The following is a 20,460-nucleotide window of genomic DNA, read 5'->3' on the forward strand; positions in this document are numbered from 1 at the left end:
TTAACTGAAATTAAAAATTAATGTTTAAGCCCAATAAATAGGTTCTCGGAATTGGATAAAATCCATAGTCAATTCCGCCTCCAATCGGAGCTCCGCTTGAAGCTCCCGGATCAAAGCCTTTGTATTTGGTAAATGTGTATAAATTATTTACTCCTGTATAAAGTCTTAATTTTGTTATTCCGGCTTTCTGAGATATGTTTGGATTAAGGGTATATCCTAACTGAATATTTTGAATTCTTACATAAGAAGCATCTTCTACAAAATAATCTGAAAAATTATTGTTTGAAGTAGCGCTTGTTGTTACTCTTGGAACAGTAGTACTTGTTCCTTCGCCAGTCCATCGGTCCAAAACATAATCTAAATGATTTACATTAGGGTTTGTTCTTTCATAATTACGAACCATATCGTTTCCTATTGAAGCAAATGTATACATTGCAAAATCCAGGTTCTTGTAGTTCAATTGTAAGTTAAAGCCCATTGTAGCATCAGGAATTGGATCTCCAATATTGGTTTTATCTTTTGCATCGATTACACCGTCTCCATTAACATCTACAAAACGAATATCTCCCGGTGAAGCCGCAGCACCTAATGCTACCTGAGAAGGATGTGCATCAACTTCTGCCTGATTTTGAAAGATACCATCTGTTTTATATCCATAAAAATATCCTATTGGCAACTTTTTTTGCCCCGGTAAAGCTTCTTCCATTCTTGCCGGAAATGGCTGTCCTACTCCAAAAGCACCACCTTCGATTACTCTTGTACCATTGTTTACCTGTAACACTTCATTTTTTATAAATGTTACATTATAACCTAAACTCATGCTAAAACTGTCTGAGAATTTTTCTTTATAATCAATAGCAAACTCAACTCCTGAGTTTCTTACTGTTCCGGCATTAATTGTTGGGGAACTTGCTCCGGGAGCACCAGTACCAATAATACCTGAAACAGGAATATTTGGTATTAATAAATCTTTTCTGGTATCAATAAAATAATCTGCTACTACAGAAACTTTATCATTAAACAGTCTTAAATCGAAACCAACATCAAACTTTTTAGCTTCTTCCCATTTTAAATCAGGATTTGGAACTTGTCCTGTTGCAGTTCCGTTTGCCAATGCACCATCAAACACATAAGTTGCTTCTCCTGTTAAAGTACCTAAGTATCCGTAATTTGGAATTTGGTCATTTCCTAAAGTACCATAACTGGCTCTTAATTTTAAAAAGTTAACTGTTTTTGACTGCCCAAAGAAACCTTCATCAGAAATTACCCAACCTCCTGTAAAAGAAGGAAAGTAAGCTACTTTGTTTCCTGGTCCAAATTTGGTCGAAGAATCACGACGCAACATAGCCGACAATAAATATCTGCCTTTGTAATCGTATTGTACGCGTCCAAAATAAGAAAGTCTTCTTTGATCATATACATAAGCACTATTGTTTAAAGCAGATGACAGGCCTTTTGTCAAAGAAATATCGGCAAAATCCCATGAGTTATTTGGTACATCAAAACCTGTTGCATAAAGTCCGTTACCCCATTCTTTAAAAATGGTAGTACCAACAGTTCCAACAAGATTATGATTTTCGGCAATTTTAGTGGTATAGGTTCCAAAAAGGTCAAACGAATAGTTATTATCGTTTACTGCACCCTGAGTTACAGAACTCCTTACTACGTCAAATACTTTATCACTTGGATTAACCCAGTATAAAATTTGTTTACCAAATACTTTCGATTCACTGTTTGAGGTATTAAAACCTATTGAACTTGATAATACGAATCCTTTGAAAATTTTATAATCCAAACCAAAATTTCCGTTCAGTTTTTTATAATTATAGTCGTTATAAGTATTCTCTATTTGTGCTAACGGATTGATAATCTCGTTTCCTAATGAAGTTGGAATCTTGGTAAAATCACCATTTGCATCACGCACACTATAAATTGCCGGTACATTTAAGGCATTAAATAAAACAGAACCTAAACCATTTTCGTTTAATGTTTTTCTGGTAAAATAAGTGTAGATTACATTTGTTTTTACTTTGATTTTATCACTTAAATCAGCGTTTAAACCTAATCTGGCAGTATTTCTCAAAAAACCTGATTTATCTCCGCCTACAATTCCTTCCTGATCCAAATGTGAACCACTTAAGGCATACGAAATTTTTTCTGAACCTCCGGAAATAGTTAAATCATTGCTGATAATAGGGGCTTTTTTAAATACTTCATCCTGCCAGTTCGTTCCATTTCCTAAACCGCTTACATTTGGATAAGGAACTGCATTGCCACCATTTGCATAACTTTCGTTTAGTAAAAGAGCATATTCAGTAGCATTTAGAGTTGGTAGTTTTCTGGATGTTTCCTGAAATCCGGTATAACTGTTAAACGAAACTTTTGTTTTTGAGTTCTTTTTACCCATTTTAGTCGTAACCAAAATAATTCCGTTAGCACCAATCGTTCCGTAAATTGCTGCTTGTGCATCTTTTAAAACAGTAATGGTTTCTATATCATTTGGATTCAACAAACTTAAATCGCCTACATAACCATCAATAATAGCTTGCGGACCATTTTCTCCATTGGTAGCAATACCACGAATACGAATATCCAGTTTAGCTCCCGGTGATCCGGATTGCGTAGTAACATTTACACCAGAAACTGTACCTTGTAATGCTTGTTCTACTTTTATAGGTTTTAAAATCTCGAGTGTTTTGCTGTCTACTACAGAAACGGCTCCGGTTACTTCTCTTTTCTTTTGGGTTCCGTAACCAATAACAACGACCTCATCAAGTGATTTGGCATCGTCGCTCATTTTAACAGTTATTTTGGTTCCTGAAACAACAACTTCCTGCGTTCGGTAACCTATATAACTAAAAACAATTATAGTTCCTTTTGGAACTCCTGTTAATTTAAAAGATCCGTCGAAGTCTGTGGTTGTACTTTGTGACGAACTTTTAACTTTTACATTTACGCCCGGCAGTGACAAGCCCGAGCCATCAAGTACTGTTCCGCTTACATCAAAAGATTGCGAAAACGCAAAAGATGTAAACAGCATTAGTACGGTTAGTAATAATTTGGATTTCATAATTAGTTAGTTTTTATTGAAAGATAAATTTATTCGATCCGCTTAGGAAAACGATAAAATTAACCTCAACAAAAAACATACATCATAAAAAAAATACCGCTAATTTCAGGATATATCAAAAAACAGCCTTATTTAACTCTTAATCATGAATGTTAATTTCTTTAACATAAACGCTGCAAAATCACAACAAATCGTTAATGTTGTGGTAATGTATAGTTTTTTCAGCCTGTTTTTTGATGTACTATACAGCCAGAATGTATTCTACTAAACCGATTTCGTGTTGTAAATCCATTTTTTTACGCAAACGATATCTTTTTATTTCTACGCTTCGGACAGAAATATTAAATAACGGAGCAATTTCTTTTGAAGAAAGATTCAGTCTCAGGTACGCACAAAGTCGTAAATCGTTTGGAGTTAATAACGGATGCAACTGTTTAATTCGTTTTAAGAAATCTTTATCGGCATTATCAAAAGCTTCTTTAAAGACATTCCAGGAATCCTCCTCAGTAATATTTTTATTAATCGTACTAATAACTGATTTTATATTATTACTGTCATTTTGAGTTGTCTTTTTTAAATCTTCTTTTATAAAAGCCAGCAATTCATTCTTACTGTTCAGGCTCATTGTCGAAACGGCTAATTCTCTGTTTTTGTTATCAACATCCTGAGATAATTGCTCATTTCTGAGTTTCATTAATTGCTGTTCGTTTTCTAATTCTTTAATTTCTAATAAAAGGTTATTCTCTTCAATCAATTTTTCTTTTTGCTTCTGATAAAAATTGCGATACGCTTTATTTATAAAATAAGCCAGAACCAGAATTAAAAGAAAATAGACAAAACAAGCCAGATTGGTGAGATACCACGGTTTTAAAATAACAAAAGTATAAGTTGCTGTATTTTGTAAAATCGTATTGGCATATTTTGCCCTTACTCTAAATGTATATTTTCCGGGTGATAAATTTTTAAAGTTTACGGTTGCTTTTGTGCTCCACTCGCTCCATTCGTTCTGAAAACCTTCTAATAAATACTGGTATTCTGAATTGATGTATTTGTTATATTCGGGAACAGTATAATTTAAAGTAATATTATTTTCGTTTGAATGAAAGCTGCCTTCGCTCTGAATAGCTACATTTTTTAGAATCTCATTTTGCCTGTTGACCGTAATATCGGTTATAAGAACTGAATAGTTTTTAAAACTCAAATCATCAATATTCAAAGTATAATAACCATCTGTAGTCCCTATTAAATATGTTGACTTTGAAATCTGGGTAATATTTTCATATCCCAGCATCGAATTGGTTAACGATGACGGAATCGGGATTACATTTTGCTTTAACTGATTGCTGAGTTTACTGGCAGAGAAATAATGAATATAATTTTTAGAAAACAACCAGATTTTGTTCGAATTATCTACAATTAATTTACCTGATGTATATTCGTCTTTTTCAAAAATAGAGCTTAATAAATTATCTTTTTCGAACAGTTTCGTATTTTGATTCAATTTAAAAATTCCGCCTTTGTAAGCATAATAAATGGCATTGTTAAACTTCACCAAACTGGCATTTTTTCCTTTCTGAGGCGATTTATAGGTATAAAAACCATTTGTTCCCGAGAGTGTTTTATCGATCTTTAGTCTAAATATTCCTTTGTATTCATGACTTACATATACATCAAGGTCTTTTGTGATTTCAAAATAACGGGAAGAATAATCAAAACCCTTTATTTTATTTTTGAAAACCCACTGATTGTTGACTTTTTCAAGAACCGAAATTCCGTAATAATTTCCCTGAAGCAATTGATATTTTGAATTCGGAACTGCTTCAAACTTCCAGGTTCCGGAAGATGAAAAGATACTTTTAGCCGAATCATTGTTAACGATAAAAGTTCCGGAATCATGTCCGCAAAACAGCGTATTGTCATAAACAAAAAGCGACCAGACCTGCCCTTTTGTTCCGTTGATGAATTTAAACTCTGTATTGCTCTGAACCGGTTTGCAAAATAAGCCCTGATTTGTTCCTATATACAACAAACCATTAAAAGTAGCTGATGCATATACTGTTCCTAAAACTCCTGTATCATCTGTAAAACTGTGTACCGGTGACTGAATATTGATACAATTAATCCCGTTATCCAATCCTGCCCATAAATTCTGATCCTTATCTTCAAAAAGCGACAATACTGTATTATTACTTAAACCTTTACTTTGCGAAATATGGTATTTTAATTTTCCTGTACTTGATAGAATATAAATTCCGCTTGAAACCGTTCCCAAAGCAAAACTGCCGTCCTGAAGCAACTGACTGCTGTAAACAAAATTTGATTTTAGTGCCGCATCAACATCTGTTGAAAAACGGGTTAAAGTATTTCCTTCTAATTTGTAAATACCATCCAGTTGTGTCTGGATCATCAAACCATTTTCTGATGTGAATACATTCACGATAATATACTTTTTAAGAATCGGGTCGTCTGAAACCAGTTTCTCCTTTCCGCTTTCAATCTCAAAAAGTCCTTCTTTTAAAGTCTGGAAATAAATGGCATTTTTATGTGCAAAAGATTTAACCACTCCGTTTTTAGGTGCAATGATTTTAAATTTGCCCGTTTTGGTATCGTAAATATAAATCCGGTTTAACGACTGAAACAAAATCCAGTGATCGTATTGCAGAATATTCCAGAATTGCTCGTCGTCTAAAATCTTATTTTTGATTGTATCACTCAGCGACGTATATTTTAATTTCCCGTTGGTTTGTCTTGTCCAATACCCAAAATTCATATAACACCCCGTAAAAACCTTATTACCAATTACTTTTACAGAACGAATAATGGTTTCATCCGGTGTAGGATATAACTGCCAATTTGTGCCGTTGTATTCTAAAAGTCCGTCATTGTTGGCAAAATATAAAAAGTTTTGATTGTCCTGAGCAATCATCCAGCTCTGGTTTCCCGCGCCATAAACTGCAGATGAATACTTGATAATTGGCGGAAACTCCTGTGAAAACAAGAGAAAACCCATCAAAAATAACAGTAGAGAAAATTTAGTTTTCAAATTTGGTTAAGGTATTAATTTGGTGGAAAAACAGTTCTAAAATAGCTTATTTTGTGTTGAAAGCACAAGTTTTTAATAAAAAAAATATTGATGCCAAAAAGAAATCCATAGCATGTAATTCTGTTAGAATTTGGAACAATCTCATTAACAAAACTCCAGTCAAAATTGATTACTTTTGTACAAATTGACTTTTTTTATGCAAATTGATCTTTCGACACTCGACCCAAAACATAATATTATAATTAAAGGAGCGCAGGTACATAATTTAAAAAATGTAGATGTTGCTATTCCAAGAAATAAACTGGTAGTAATTACAGGTCTTTCAGGATCAGGTAAATCCAGTTTGGCGTTTGATACTTTATATGCCGAAGGACAACGTCGCTATGTAGAAAGTTTATCATCCTACGCACGTCAGTTTTTGGGACGTTTGGACAAACCAAAAGTAGAATACATTAAAGGTATTGCGCCGGCAATTGCGATTGAGCAAAAGGTGAATACTACCAATGCACGTTCGACTGTTGGAACTTCTACAGAAATCTACGATTATATCAAACTTTTATTTGCCCGAATTGGAAGAACTTATTCTCCAATTTCAGGACAAGAGGTTAAAAAAAATACAGTTACCGATGTCGTTTCTGATGTAAAATCATTAGAAATCGACAGCAAATGGCTCCTTCTTGCTCCTATTCATCTGGAAGAAGGCAGACAACTCGAAGACAAGCTTAAAGTGCTTTTGCAACAAGGTTTTGCCCGTATTCTGGTAAATAACGAAATGGTTCGTCTGGATGATTTTACATCATCTGATCTTCATCAATTAGACAATAAAGATATTTTACTGATAATTGACCGTATCGTGGTTAAAGATGAAGAAGAATTCTACAATCGTCTTGCTGATGCTGTGCAAACTGCTTTTTTTGAAGGAAAAGGAATTTGTTATTTACAGGAATTAAACGGCGAAAAGAGGTTTTCATATTCAAATAATTTTGAGCTGGATGGCATTACTTTTTTAGAACCCAATGTTCATTTATTCAGCTTTAATAATCCTTACGGAGCTTGTCCGGTTTGCGAAGGTTACGGAAACATTATTGGTATTGATGCTGATTTGGTTGTTCCTAATACTTCTTTATCTGTCTTTGAAAGTGCAATTTATCCGTGGAGAGGCGAAAGTATGAGCTGGTACAAGGACGAACTGGTTAAACATGCTTATAAATTTGATTTTCCTATTCATAAGCCATTTTTTGAACTTTCGGATGAGCAAAAAGATTTAATCTGGAAAGGAAATCAGTATTTTCAAGGACTAAATGACTTCTTTAAAGAGTTAGAAGAAAAAAATTATAAGATTCAAAATCGTGTGATGTTATCACGTTATCGCGGAAAAACGAAATGTCACGCCTGCCGTGGGAAACGTTTACGCGAAGAGGCTTCATATGTAAAAATAAATGGCAAAACAGTTTCTGATTTAGTCGATTTACCAATTAAACATTTAGTTACATTTTTCAAAAACATTGATTTGAATGTTTATGAACAGCAAATTGCCAAACGTTTGATGATCGAAATCAACAATCGTTTATCCTTTTTGACAGAAGTTGGTTTGGATTACCTGACTTTAAACAGAAATTCGGCAACACTTTCCGGAGGAGAATCGCAACGTATAAACCTTGCCACTTCATTAGGAAGCAGTTTGGTGGGTTCTATGTATATTCTGGATGAACCAAGTATTGGTTTACACCCAAAAGATTCTGAGCGATTGATTAAGGTTTTACTTTCGTTGCGTGATTTAGGAAATACGGTTATTGTAGTAGAACACGACGAAGATATTATGAAAGCCGCCGATATGATTATTGATATTGGTCCTGAAGCCGGAACTTTTGGAGGAAAATTAGTGGCTCAGGGAACGTATGATGAGATCTTAAAATCAGACTCTTTAACAGCGCAATATCTGAATGGCGATTTAGAAATTTCAGTTCCTAAAAAAAGACGAAAATTCAAAAATCATATCGATATTATCGGAGCCAGAGAAAATAACCTGAAGAATATTAATGTTACCTTTCCTCTTGATGTTTTAACCGTTATTACAGGAGTTTCAGGAAGTGGAAAAAGTACTTTGATTAAAAAGATATTATTTCCGGCTATGCAGAAAAAACTGGATAATGCTGCCGAAAAAGCAGGTCAGTTTAGCGATATTAAAGGTTCTTTTTCACAAATTAAACATATTGAATATGTTGATCAAAACCCAATTGGGAGAAGTTCAAGATCGAATCCTGTTACCTACATAAAAGCATACGATGATATTCGTGATTTGTATGCCAAAGAAAAACTATCTAAAATAAGAGGTTATCAGGCTAAACATTTTTCTTTTAACGTAGATGGCGGACGATGCGAAACCTGTAAAGGAGAAGGTTCTATTAATGTCGAGATGGTCTTTATGGCCGATGTTTCGCTGCCATGTGAAACCTGTGGTGGAAAACGATTTAAAAAAGAAATATTAGAGATTAATTTTGACGATAAAAACATCAACGATATTCTAACCATGACTATTGATGATGCAATTGCCTTTTTTGATAAAAACAAACAGACTAAAATCACTCAGAAACTACAGCCACTTCAGGACGTAGGTTTAGGATATGTTCAGTTAGGACAATCTTCTTCTACTCTTTCCGGTGGTGAAGCGCAACGTATCAAGCTGGCTTCGTTTTTAGTAAAAGGAGCGACAAAAGACAAAGCTTTGTTTGTTTTTGATGAGCCTACAACAGGTTTACATTTTCATGATATCAAAAAATTGATGGCTTCGTTTGATGCTTTAATCGAAAAAGGACATTCGATAATTGTTATTGAGCATAATCTTGATTTGATAAAATGTGCCGACTGGATTATCGATCTGGGACCTGAAGGCGGTGAAAACGGAGGACATTTACTAGCCGCAGGAACTCCTGAAGATATTGTAAAAGTAAAAGAATCCGTAACCGGAATCTATTTAAAAGATAAACTATAGAGAAGAAACTAAGTTTCTAAGTTTCATAAAAAAAGCCATAAATTAAATTGTTTTTAATTTATGGCTTTTGTGTTTTAAAATTAAACTGTTTAAGCAACTAAACATCTTTCTTCAAAAGGATAACCATCTTCATCGATGGCTACTATTACTTTTTTTTGCTTTGAAGCCTCGATCGTCAAATAAAGCCATGCAAATGACCATAATCCTAAAGTCAGGCAAAAAATGATAAAGTTTAAACCATGATTGACTACTTTTCCACCTTTTGAAAGAACAGCAAAAAGTAATTCATCATTTCGTTCTTCTAATGTAAATCCATTATTAACTTTATTCGATATCATATTAGAAAATACCTGCACACTTTGTTCCTGACTGAGTTGATTGTTTTTCATAATTAATGATCTAAAATTAATCCAAATAGTACTACACTTCCATTTCATCTTACATTTTTTTGCAAAATTATTTAAAGTAAAAAAATACCGCAATACCCACTTTTGGTGATTTTTGTATTGTCAATATTTTATCAATCCCGAAGCTTGGAGCTTATTTCTGACATAAATTTAATTTTTATAAATCAGATTACAAAATAAGCAGCTGTTAAAATTTTAAGAGGAAGTAAAGATTATCAAGACTTTACTTTTTATTTTTAATATTAAAAGAAGGTGTTTCATAATCATTTTTCAAATAGTTTTCCGGAATAGTCGTTGTATTTCCGTCACGTATTGCATTGTAATGTGGTGACATAATTTCGATTCCGGCAGCATTAAATGAATCCTGAATGTTTTGATGGAGGGAGGAATAAATCAAAGGTTGTTTGGTTGGATATTTGGTATATACATTGATCTGATAAGAAACATAAAAGTCATCTAAACTGGTTTGCAAAACAAAAGGAGTTGGAGATTTCTCAATCATTTCTGTTTTTAATGCCGCTTCAATTAAAGCTTTATGAATGTCTTTCCAAGGTACATCGTAACCAATTGAAACCGTACTATGAATCAATAAACCATTATTAACCTGATTTGTATTTGAAGAATAATTGGTTGATGTACTCGATAAAACTGTCGAGTTAGGAATAGTGATGTCTTCAAATTTTGGTGTTCTGATTCGGGTTACCAGCGCTGTTTTTTCGATTACTTCTCCGCTTTCGTCCCCAATTTTTATAAAATCGCCTATCTTAAACGGACGCATATAAGTAATCACTAATCCTGCTACCATATTTGCAATGGCATTGGATGAACCTAATGAAAACAAAACACCTACAAACACAGAAACACCTTTAAAAATTGAAGAATCTGAGCCCGGTAAATACGGAAATATAACCACTACCATAAAAGCTAAAAGTAAAAACCGGATGATGTTAAACGTTGGCATTGCCCAATCGCTGTAAAAACCATCAATTTTAATATTCTCTTTTTTAATCTCATCAAAAAAGAACCGAATCACTTTTATGGCATATTTAAAAATGATAATAATAACGATTATGGTAACAAAACTTGGCAGGAAACGAACAAATCCCATCACGGCCAGTTTTGCCGGAGAAAGAATCCAATGTAGTAACGTTTTGGTATAAGCTTCTGTTGCCGGAAAAATACTGAACAACAAGGGTAACGAAAGATAAACGATTAAAACTAATGTCAGCCACTTTATAAAACTATACACTTTCATAAACAGAAACTGCTGTTTTTGAGGCATAAGAATATTAATGTTGTTATATCTGATGCCTTTAAAATATTTGTCGCTGTTCTTTAAAATATGATATTTTACTCTGTTAAATATTTTACCTACAAAATATAAAACAACTCCAATAATCAAAACAAGCAATGCTGTATAACCAAGCCTTTTGGGCAGCATGGAGTAGTTTTCATTCTGATAAATAATAGCTCTTTTTATCAGGTTTAAATTTCGTTTGGCAATATAAGCGGCTGTCTGATTTTCTGATTTTCCATCAACATCTAAAACAGACATTATAACAAAATCATTCTTGTATATGATATCCTGAGAGATGTCTGAAGGAACAACTGAAATAGAATCTTTTTCAAAAAAAGAATCTTCATACAGTTTTCTGATTTTTTCTGTGATAGCATTTGCCCTGTTTTCGGCAGAAAAAGAACCTACTTTATTATAAACATAAAAAAGTGTGTCTTTAAAAGGAGTAACCGGATATCTCTTTTGCTTTATTTCCGGGACAATGGTTCTTGAGGTAAGCAAACTGTCCTTTTGGGCAATCACATCTGAAGAATACAAAGCAATGAAAAACGCGAAAAAACAAATTAAATTCTTTTTCATATTTTGCTGGCAATAAGTTAGATCTCCTTTCTAACAAATATAAAGACAAAATAGATTAGATTTTAAATTACTTTCTAATTTCTCAATAAAATCGTACTAAATCTTAATTCCTAACTTTTTCAGAATTGTATCTATAACTTTATTAATATCCGGAGAAATATTAAACCTGTAGTTTATGTATACATATAAAATGGTAACCAAAACTGATTTTAAAGCAATGCTGATCAATTGATAAAAAGGAAATTCCCAAAAATAAAACAATAAAAACAATGCAAATGTAATTAACATCGAATATATCGTTTGTATGGTAAAAGGATACAAATGAAGCTTTTTTACCACGAAGAGCAATTTTGCCAGACTGTATAAAGTAATCGATAATAAAGTAGCAAATGCAGACCCGAAAATTCCGAAAATTGGAATAAAGATCATATTTAAAACTACAGTTAACACCACCAGCATTAATCCTAAATACAATACCATACGGTAATATTTTGTATTAAAAATGATAGCGTTATTGTTTCCTAAAATTAAATCAAAGTATTTAGACAAACCAATCATAAAAACAACAGCAATTCCACCGCTGTATTCTTTTGGAACCAACTCATACAACTGACTGATATTTACAAAAATGCAAAGCATTACAAAGCCACCTACAATTTGCAGGTTTATTGAGGTTTTTTTGTAAAGCTGGTTCAACTCATCGTGTTTGTTCTCGTGCATTAATTTTGCCGTAATTGGATATACAATTTGGTGCATAGCACGACTTGGAACAGAAATTACCAAAGCAATATAGGTAGCAACAGAATAGAAAGCAATATTCTCAATCTGCATATACTGGTTTAATATCATTTTATCTCCATCCAAAAGCAAATTGGCAACACTCCCGGATAAAATAATGTAAAAAGTATATACCAGGATATCTTTTGTATTTGCAGGTATTGTAAACTGAAAAGTTGGTTTCTGAATACTAAATGCATATAACATGGTTATCAGAAATGCTACAAAATATAAAACTGCTGTTGCGTAAACGAATCCTTCTACGCTAAGCCAATTGTAGTAAACACCTATTAATAGAAATAATGAAAATAAACGTAAGCCGACTTCTTTAACAAAGTTTCCAAAAACAGAATGCATATTTACGCGCAACCAGGCATAAAAAATTTCAAAATATGCCATACATAATCCTATAAATGGTATTAACCAGATATAACTTTTTACAATCGCATTCTTTTTGGACAAAAAGAACAGAATCTCATCGTAAAAAACAAGACCAATTAGTAAAAGTGGAATAATTAGCAGTAACGGAAATAAAACAGTAAAGGATAAAAAACGGGATTTTTCTTCGTCGGTTTGATATTGCGAATAAAATTTGACCAGAGTATTTTGCATTCCAATCGCAAATAAAGGCATAATCACATTGGCACAGGATGTTACATAATTAGTTAAACCATAGAAAGTAGCGCCAAGAAAAACAGGATACAAATAAAGTGTATTAATGGCTCCAATTGCAAAACCTATGTAAGTAATAATTGTATTTTTGAAAGACTGATTTAAAACAATACCCATGTTTGGATTTCTGAATTTAGATTTTATTCCTGAAAATGATCAGGATTGATTTTAAGTTTTTATTCCTTAATCAATTGCGCTAATTGTTTGGTTAGGTTTTTTCTTGAATATTGTTGTAAACCAACGCCATTAGCTTGTAATCTTCCTTCCAAAAATTGATTATAAAAGTCCAAAATTACACTTTTTAATTTCTCTTTTTCAGAATAATCAAAAAATACTCCGGTATTGGTTTCTTTTATAATATCGGCAAAATCAGAACCTTGAGGTCCAATCGCTATAATAGGGCGATTTGACACCATATATTCGAATAATTTTCCCGGAATAATGCTTTTAGTATCTTCAGAATTAATCTCGATTAGAAGTAAAACCTGAGATTTTTTTTGATGTGCGATTGCTTCGTGATGCGAAACATATCCCAAAAGATTTAAATAATCATTCAAATGAAACTCAGAAATGGAATCAAGTACTTCCTGACTTACTGCTCCTATCAGTTTGATTTCGAGATGTGATTTAAAATCCGGAACCTCCTGAAGCAATTCAACCAGAGATTCCCATAAAAACCTAGGATTACGATCAGACAAAAACGATCCGATATGTGCCAGGGTAAACTTCGTATCTAAAGTCTGTTTCTCGACATTTTCGATATCATAACCATTGGTAATTACCGAAATTGGTTTATTGGTAATGGCCTGAAATTCTGTTTTTGTAGTTTTACTCGTTACAATAATAGTATCCGCTGAGTTTAATACTTTATGCTCCAGATTTTTGTGCTTACTAGCTGCATAATCAGATAAACGCAATGCTTTATGATATCCAATTGTAGTCCATGGATCACGAAAATCTGCAAACCACTTTACATTTAGTTTTTCTTTTAATTCTAAACCTATTAAATGTAAACTATGTGGCGGTCCAGAGGTTACAATAGTATCTATATTATTTTCCTTAATATAGTTTTCCAGATAAGATACTGAAGGTTTTACCCAAAAAACACGGGCATCAGGAATAAATAAATTTCCGCGAACCCAAAGAAATGTTTTATCTAAAAAAGTTTGCTTTTTCTTATGCGGAAAAATTCCTGAACTAATCTTCTTGGTTTTATTTTTTGAAAAAATGGAAGCCAACTGATAAGGTTCCCAAATTCTATTTTTTAATACAATTGCTTTTTCCGAAATCTGACCAACTAAACCTTCATCTATTATGGGATAGGTTGGATTCTCAGGAACATAAACAATTGGCTGAATATCAAATTCCGGTAAGTATTTTACAAATTTCAACCAACGCTGTACACCAGGCCCTCCTGCTGGCGGAAAATAATAGGTAATGATTAAGAGTTTTTTTTGTTCCAAAGTTTATTTATTGCTGTCATAATCCAGCATATGCTAGTTATATATTTTCTTAATTCTCATTATTCAATTTTTCCAGCTCATCAATTATTTGCTGATTCATTGTTTTTTAGATCGAATTACTTTTGCAGTCTAAAGTATAAGAGACTTCAATAATAGCCATTAATCTCTCTAAACATGAAAGAGATTCTATATCAGCTATTCTCTTAGCCTCCAACTCTTGTGGACTACCAAAATTTAGCACAGTTTTTTTTCATTGTTTAGTCTTTCAGATATTTAGAACAAAGAGAATAAATGATCTTTCAAAACAATTATTCTTTATATTGGCTCTTATTATCGCTATAGTTTTTTCTTTCAAAATAAATTCCGCCAATCAAAAGCAATAACATTCCAATTGAACTTGCCAAAGTAATCATACTTCCGGTTTTTACTACCTGAGGTTCAAATTTAAACTCTATAGTATGTTTTCCGCCTGGAATTTCCATTGCTCTTAAAACATAATCAACAGGAAAGTGATCTGTTAATTTACCATCGACATAAGCATTCCAGCCATTTTTATAATACATTTCAGAAAAAACAGCTAAACCATCTTTTTCGTTATCTGATTTATATTTGATATAATTTGGCTTGTATTGTACTACTTTAATAGTTCCGGTTGTATCCCATTGTTTTTTCATACGGGCATTTTGGAATTTTGCTTCATTTTCATGAACATTAAATACCGCAACTCTCTTTGTATCAATATGATCTAATGCTTTCATTACATCATCTGGTTTATTAACCAGTTTCACAGTGCTTACAAACCACGCATTTCCATTTGTATTTGGATTTATCGTTGGAAATTCTTTTCCTTCTTTATCTGTTTGGATAATGTATTTTACATTTAGCATATCCAGCACTTCCATATTGTTTTTTGCAATCTGGTAATCAAACAATTGTTGAATTCTTCTAGGTTTTGCAGCATGATATCCTCCCAAAGAATGGTGAAAATAAGAAGCACGTGCACTGGACATATTACCACTTACCTCAAAAACCCTGTAATGTGTTGTATCTTGTAAAATCTTCGCATCTGAAGCTGTTTCCTGAAACGGAGCTGCAATTTGAACAGGGCTCACGAAATCTTTAGCTGAAACATATTTTTTATCTACAAAGAACAAATCAAAAATCATTAAAATCCCTACAATGATTAAAGTAGTATTCTGAGCCAGTTTATTTTTGATAAACAACCATAAAATTCCAAAAGTCACTACAATAAAAAAGCCTGAACGCAATAAATCAGCAGAATACAAACTCATTCTGTCTTCTTTTAAAGCATCGACAAAAGCCGGACCGTAGCTTTGAAGGAAATAATTATCGTTGCTTCCTGTAAAATGAAACATGCTTTTTGCAAATACCAAAATCAAAATAACTCCTAAACCAAAAACACCTGTTTTTACAAGTGCACTTTGCTGTAATTTTGGCTCTTCTTTAGCTTTAAAAAAGGATTGTAATCCCATGATGGCCAAAACAGGAAAACACAATTCAAGAACAACCTGAATTGATGAAACCGCTCTAAACTTATCATACATTGGAACATAATCAATAAAAAAGTCAGTCAGTAATGAGAAGTTTTTTCCCCATGAAAGTACCAATGAAACCAGTGCTCCGGAAAGGAATACGTATTTTATTTTTCGATCATCGATAAATAAGGCTAAAACTGCCAAAAAGAAAACAACTACCCCAATATATGCCGGAGCAGCAACAATAGGCTGATCTCCCCAATAAGTTGGCATTCCGGATACAAAATCCTGTGCTTGCTCTGACGGAACTCCCTGCTCAATCATAAACGAATACATACGACTGTCTGTACCTACATTTTCATGATTTGAACCTCCAAAAAGTCTTGGAGCAATCAGGTTAAAACTTTCTGCAATTCCATAACTGTATTCTGTAATGTATTCACGGCTTAAAGCATTTTCGTTTGTCTTTTTAGTTCCATCAGGATTAAAAGTCAATTCGCTGTTACTACGTGTACTAAATTTAGCATATTCGCTGGTTGCCATTAAATTAGTAGCATTAGCACCAATGGCAAAAATTCCGGCTACAGCCAAAACTCCAATAGCAGTCAAAAGTGGTTTGTATTGTTTTTCTTTGATGAAATTAAAAGCAAAATAACCGGATAAAATCAATAAGAATATCAATAAATAATAGGTCATTTGAAAGTGATTGGCATTAATCTCTAAGGCAACCGCAAACATGGTGAGCAAACCTCCCCAAATATATTTTTTCTGAAAGACGAGTATAAATCCTGCAATAACAAGTGGCATATAAGCAATAGCATGTGCTTTTGCATTATGTCCAACTCCAAGAATGATAATTAAATAGGTAGAAAAACCAAAGGCAATGGCTCCAATAAATGCTTTTAAAGGATCTGTTTTCAAGACCAGTAATAAACCGTAGAAACCTAAGAAATATAAAAATAAATAATCAGCAGGACGCGGTAAAAAACGCAACGCATCATCTATTTTCCCCACATAATCGTTAGGATAATTTGCTCCTAACTGATATGTTGGCATACCACCAAAAGCTGAATTTGTCCAATAGGGTTCAGAATGCTCTGTAGCTCTAAAATCATTTTGCTCTTTTGCCATTCCGGTGTATTGAGCAATATCCGACTGGAAGATTTGTTTTCCTTGTAAAACCGGATAAAAATAAATTAATGAAACGATAATAAAGCCCAGTATAACAAGGGCATGCGGATAGAACTTATTTACTATTTTCAATTTAGGTTGGTTTGGGTTAAATGATGAATCCTATAACTCTAGGTCACAAATTTAATCTATTTCTTCGTAATCAACATAATCGCCAACCTTTTTGGTTTCACGCGGTTTTTTTGCATTAGCAGTATCAATGATAATTTCATCATTGTTTTTATACGTTTTCTGCCATGTATTATCCTGATTGTATTGTTGTTGTCTCTGAAAATTCTCCCCTGCTTTTTCAACAGCTTTTTTTACTAATACCGGTAAAAAGATTCGGGCCAAAAATTTAAAAATATAATAAAACGCAATAATCCACATTATCGTTTTAAACAAATTTGTAAAAGATGCTTCTTGCATGATCATATAATTTTTTTCCAAAATTAATAAATCCATTGTTTAAAATTAAAATATCAATCTTAAATAAATAATAAAATATAGTACATTTGAAATGCGTTATTACTTTTTAATCAAAAAAAACATATATGTTAAAAAATAAAAACTTATTCCTTACAGCTCTTTGTTTTATTCCACAATTTTTCTTCGCTCAGTATACTGATGTCATTAATTCGAATCGTCCTGGTGAAACCATGTCGGCGTATGCAGTTGGTAAATCTGTTATTCAGGCAGAACTTGGTGTATATGGTATCAAAGAAAAACACGATTTATTAAATTATGATGCTAGCGGATTTGGTACAGATTTAACTTTGCGTTATGGTGCGTTTTTAGAAAAACTGGAATTTATACTGGATCTTCAGTACCAAATGGAAAATTTTGATACTCCTTACACCAGTTATAAAAAGAACAATTTCAGACAAACAGTTTTAGGAGCTAAGTATTTAATTTATGACCCGTATAAAAACTATAAGAAAGAAGCAAACATCTACAGCTATAAAGCCAATCATAGTTTCAACTGGCACGAACTAATCCCAGCTGTTTCCCTATTTGCAGGAGCAAATTTTGTTGGAGCAGATAACCCTTATTACTTTTCTCCGCAATCAGCCATTTCACCTAAAGTGGCTTTGATTACACAAAATTTATTCGGAGGCGGAAAATGGGTTTTTGTAACCAATATCATTGCAGATTATATTGGCACAGATTATCCAAGTTATGGCTATGTATTAACCTTAACACATGGTTTTAATGATAAATGGTCTGGTTTTATCGAAAATCAAGGATACAAAAGTGATTTCTACAGCGATGCCATTGTTCGTGGCGGTGCAGCTTACTTAATCAACTCCAACCTTCAGGTGGATGCATCAGTGAGTACTAATTTTAAAAATACGCCTTCAATTTTATACGGCGGAGTTGGTGTTTCATGGCGTTATGACGGAAGTTATAAAGAAAAACAAATGGAATTTAAGAACAAGGAAAAAGCCAAAAAGAATAAAGATAATGAGATGGAACAAAGAGAAATAGATTATCAGGCTAAAGAAAGAAAACGTAAAGCAAAATACGAATAGTCATTAAGATATATCATTACTCAAAAAACTTAAATACCAATTAAACAAGACATACTTTATTAAATGTTTTCAATGAAAAAAAATATATCATTATTATTTATCTTTTATTTTCTATTAACTTCCTGCTCTTTTCCAACATATGTTTTTCAGGATCAAAAAATGCAAAGTGGTTTAGACTTTACCTCTGGAAAATGGTTATTGAATACTATTGATGCCCCATATTTTGTAAATAAGAAATTAACTAAAAATGTTATTGATGATTTTAACAAACATTTAAAAACAAGCTTAAGTTATGTCCCCACAACAAAAGGTTTATTATTACCACAAAACATAACATTTAATCCAAATCGAAAAGAACTCTCTAACTTAAAAACCGGAACCAATTTTGATTATTTTATAAATATAAAAGCTAAAGTAGTTAAAGACGAAATAGGAGCTATTGATTATTCTTCACATAACAAACTATCCAAAGAGCATAAAAATGAAATTGTATTTGTGATGGAAATATATGATTTGAACAATTTAGAAATTATTTATTCTAAAACAGTTAACGGCTCCGTTCATGCAGATAAAGATTCCAGTTCTTTTAATTTCGCCAAAACTTCTGATGGTCTGATTTTAGGAGCTTATAAAAAAATACGAAAAGACATTGACAAAAAGTCAAGACAGAACAAAATTTCACTATCTAACCAAGTTATTTTGGTACACTTTAAACGATTATTCAAGCCCATTAATTTGGGCTTTTTTATTTAATTCTTTTTTTGTTAATTCAAAGATACCTATATTCGTTTCTAAAATCTCAAGATTTAGTTTAAAGCAACATTCTTAACAAAGAAAACCTTAATGATTACAATTAAAGAAGCCAAAACCAAGAAAGAACTAACTGATTATATCAAATTTCCGTTTTCATTATATAAAGACAACCCATATTGGGTTCCGCCCATTATTGCTGATGAATTAGAATCATTTGATAAAACAAAAAATCCTGCTTTTGACAATGCAGAAGCTTATTTTTATATCGCTTATAAAGACAACGAAATTGTTGGCAGAATTACAGCCATTATCAATTGGTCTGAAGTAAATAATCAGCATAAAAGAAAAGTTCGTTTTGGCTGGTTTGATGTTATTGATGACATTGAAGTCACAAAAGCTTTATTAGAAAAAGTATACGAATTAGGGAAACAGCATAATCTGGAACATGTCGAAGGTCCGATGGGGTTTTCAAATCTGGATAAAGTTGGTGTTTTAACTGAAGGTTACGATCAAATGGGAACTATGATTACATGGTACAACAATCCGTATTATGTAACTCATTTTGAAAAACTTGGTTTTCAGGTAGAAAAAGAATATATCGAAAGTATTTTTCCTTTCTCAAATGTTAAACCTGAATTTTTTCTAAAAGCCCAGGAATTAATTAAAAAAAGATATGGTTTACGTGCATTGACTTTTACCAAAACAAAAGACATTATGCCTCATGTTGACAAAATGTTTGATTTGTTCAACGAATCGTATGCCAAATTAGCCTCGTTTGTTGCTATTTCTGATATTCAAAAAGAATATTTCAAGAAGAAATACATCAGTTTTATCAATCCTGAATATATTAAATTTGTAGTTGATAAAGACGATAATTTAGTTGCTTTTAGTATCGTAATGCCTAGTTTTTCCGAAGCCTTACAAAAAGCTAAAGGAAAATTATTCCCGTTTGGCTTTATTCATCTTTTAAGAGCCAGAAAAAAGAGTAAAGACGTTGTTTTTTATTTAATTGGTGTTCATCCTGAATATCAAAACAAAGGTGTGACTGCCATTATTTTCGATGAGTATTTTAAAACTTTCTCTGAAAAAGGAATTAAGAATTGTATCAGAACTCCTGAATTAGCAGAGAATACAGCAATTCATTTACTCTGGAAAAACTTTGATCCAAAAATTCATTGTCAGAGAAAAACGTATTTGAAATATCTTTAA

The 20,460-nt window shown here is 32.5% G+C and carries 12 protein-coding genes; 4 read left to right on the forward strand and 8 right to left on the reverse strand.

Going from position 1 to position 20,460, the window contains the following annotated elements:
- Positions 1-10 precede the first annotated feature (10 nt).
- Positions 11-3,070, reverse strand: coding sequence for a SusC/RagA family TonB-linked outer membrane protein (locus A4F88_RS04705; protein ID WP_068841343.1), 3,060 nt, complete (start codon positions 3,068-3,070; stop codon positions 11-13).
- 241 nt (positions 3,071-3,311) lie between these two features.
- Positions 3,312-6,113: a triple tyrosine motif-containing protein gene (locus A4F88_RS04710; protein ID WP_280653635.1), complete on the reverse strand. Its 2,802-nt coding sequence runs from the start codon at positions 6,111-6,113 to the stop codon at positions 3,312-3,314.
- A gap of 196 nt (positions 6,114-6,309) precedes the next feature.
- Between A4F88_RS04710 and uvrA the strand changes: the two genes are divergently transcribed.
- Positions 6,310-9,105 carry an excinuclease ABC subunit UvrA gene (gene uvrA / locus A4F88_RS04720; protein WP_068841346.1) on the forward strand — a complete coding sequence of 932 codons (2,796 nt, stop codon included), beginning with the start codon at positions 6,310-6,312 and terminating at the stop codon, positions 9,103-9,105.
- Between the two features lie 89 nt (positions 9,106-9,194).
- On the opposite strand, the gene A4F88_RS04725 is transcribed toward uvrA, so the two are convergent.
- From A4F88_RS04725 to A4F88_RS04750, 6 genes are all read right to left on the reverse strand, one after another.
- Positions 9,195-9,542, reverse strand: coding sequence for a hypothetical protein (locus A4F88_RS04725; protein WP_245179028.1), 348 nt, complete (start codon positions 9,540-9,542; stop codon positions 9,195-9,197).
- Positions 9,543-9,735: 193 nt separating this feature from the next.
- Positions 9,736-11,388, reverse strand: coding sequence for a mechanosensitive ion channel family protein (locus A4F88_RS04730; RefSeq protein ID WP_068841348.1), 1,653 nt, complete (start codon positions 11,386-11,388; stop codon positions 9,736-9,738).
- A 96-nt stretch (positions 11,389-11,484) separates the two neighbouring features.
- A complete protein-coding gene (locus A4F88_RS04735; RefSeq protein ID WP_068841349.1) occupies positions 11,485-12,954 on the reverse strand; it encodes a lipopolysaccharide biosynthesis protein in 1,470 nt (489 codons plus the stop codon).
- Between the two features lie 59 nt (positions 12,955-13,013).
- Positions 13,014-14,300, reverse strand: coding sequence for a glycosyltransferase family 4 protein (locus A4F88_RS04740; protein ID WP_068841350.1), 1,287 nt, complete (start codon positions 14,298-14,300; stop codon positions 13,014-13,016).
- A gap of 308 nt (positions 14,301-14,608) precedes the next feature.
- Positions 14,609-17,059 carry a YfhO family protein gene (locus tag A4F88_RS04745; protein WP_068841351.1) on the reverse strand — a complete coding sequence of 817 codons (2,451 nt, stop codon included), beginning with the start codon at positions 17,057-17,059 and terminating at the stop codon, positions 14,609-14,611.
- Between the two features lie 51 nt (positions 17,060-17,110).
- Positions 17,111-17,431: a DUF4834 family protein gene (locus tag A4F88_RS04750; protein ID WP_082815696.1), complete on the reverse strand. Its 321-nt coding sequence runs from the start codon at positions 17,429-17,431 to the stop codon at positions 17,111-17,113.
- An 89-nt stretch (positions 17,432-17,520) separates the two neighbouring features.
- Here A4F88_RS04750 and A4F88_RS04755 point away from each other — a divergent pair, with 89 nt between their 5' ends.
- From A4F88_RS04755 to A4F88_RS04765, 3 genes are all read left to right on the forward strand, one after another.
- A complete protein-coding gene (locus tag A4F88_RS04755) occupies positions 17,521-18,498 on the forward strand; it encodes a transporter (protein ID WP_068841352.1) in 978 nt (325 codons plus the stop codon).
- 72 nt (positions 18,499-18,570) lie between these two features.
- Positions 18,571-19,251: a hypothetical protein gene (locus A4F88_RS04760; RefSeq protein WP_068841353.1), complete on the forward strand. Its 681-nt coding sequence runs from the start codon at positions 18,571-18,573 to the stop codon at positions 19,249-19,251.
- A 90-nt stretch (positions 19,252-19,341) separates the two neighbouring features.
- Positions 19,342-20,460: a GNAT family N-acetyltransferase gene (locus A4F88_RS04765; protein WP_068841354.1), complete on the forward strand. Its 1,119-nt coding sequence runs from the start codon at positions 19,342-19,344 to the stop codon at positions 20,458-20,460.

The sequence above is a fragment of the Flavobacterium chilense genome, from assembly GCF_001602525.1.
Lineage (GTDB): Bacteria > Bacteroidota > Bacteroidia > Flavobacteriales > Flavobacteriaceae > Flavobacterium > Flavobacterium chilense.

Excerpts from the sequence above, each read along its gene's own strand:
- A4F88_RS04705 (WP_068841343.1), bottom strand. The coding sequence starts at position 3,070 with ATGAAATCCAAATTATTACTAACCGTACTAATGCTGTTTACATCTTTT.
- uvrA (WP_068841346.1), top strand. The coding sequence starts at position 6,310 with ATGCAAATTGATCTTTCGACACTCGACCCAAAACATAATATTATAATT.
- A4F88_RS04725 (WP_245179028.1), bottom strand. The coding sequence starts at position 9,542 with ATGAAATGGAAGTGTAGTACTATTTGGATTAATTTTAGATCATTAATT.
- A4F88_RS04730 (WP_068841348.1), bottom strand. The coding sequence starts at position 11,388 with ATGAAAAAGAATTTAATTTGTTTTTTCGCGTTTTTCATTGCTTTGTAT.
- A4F88_RS04735 (WP_068841349.1), bottom strand. The coding sequence starts at position 12,954 with ATGGGTATTGTTTTAAATCAGTCTTTCAAAAATACAATTATTACTTAC.
- A4F88_RS04750 (WP_082815696.1), bottom strand. The coding sequence starts at position 17,431 with ATGGATTTATTAATTTTGGAAAAAAATTATATGATCATGCAAGAAGCA.
- A4F88_RS04755 (WP_068841352.1), top strand. The coding sequence starts at position 17,521 with ATGTTAAAAAATAAAAACTTATTCCTTACAGCTCTTTGTTTTATTCCA.
- A4F88_RS04760 (WP_068841353.1), top strand. The coding sequence starts at position 18,571 with ATGAAAAAAAATATATCATTATTATTTATCTTTTATTTTCTATTAACT.
- A4F88_RS04765 (WP_068841354.1), top strand. The coding sequence starts at position 19,342 with ATGATTACAATTAAAGAAGCCAAAACCAAGAAAGAACTAACTGATTAT.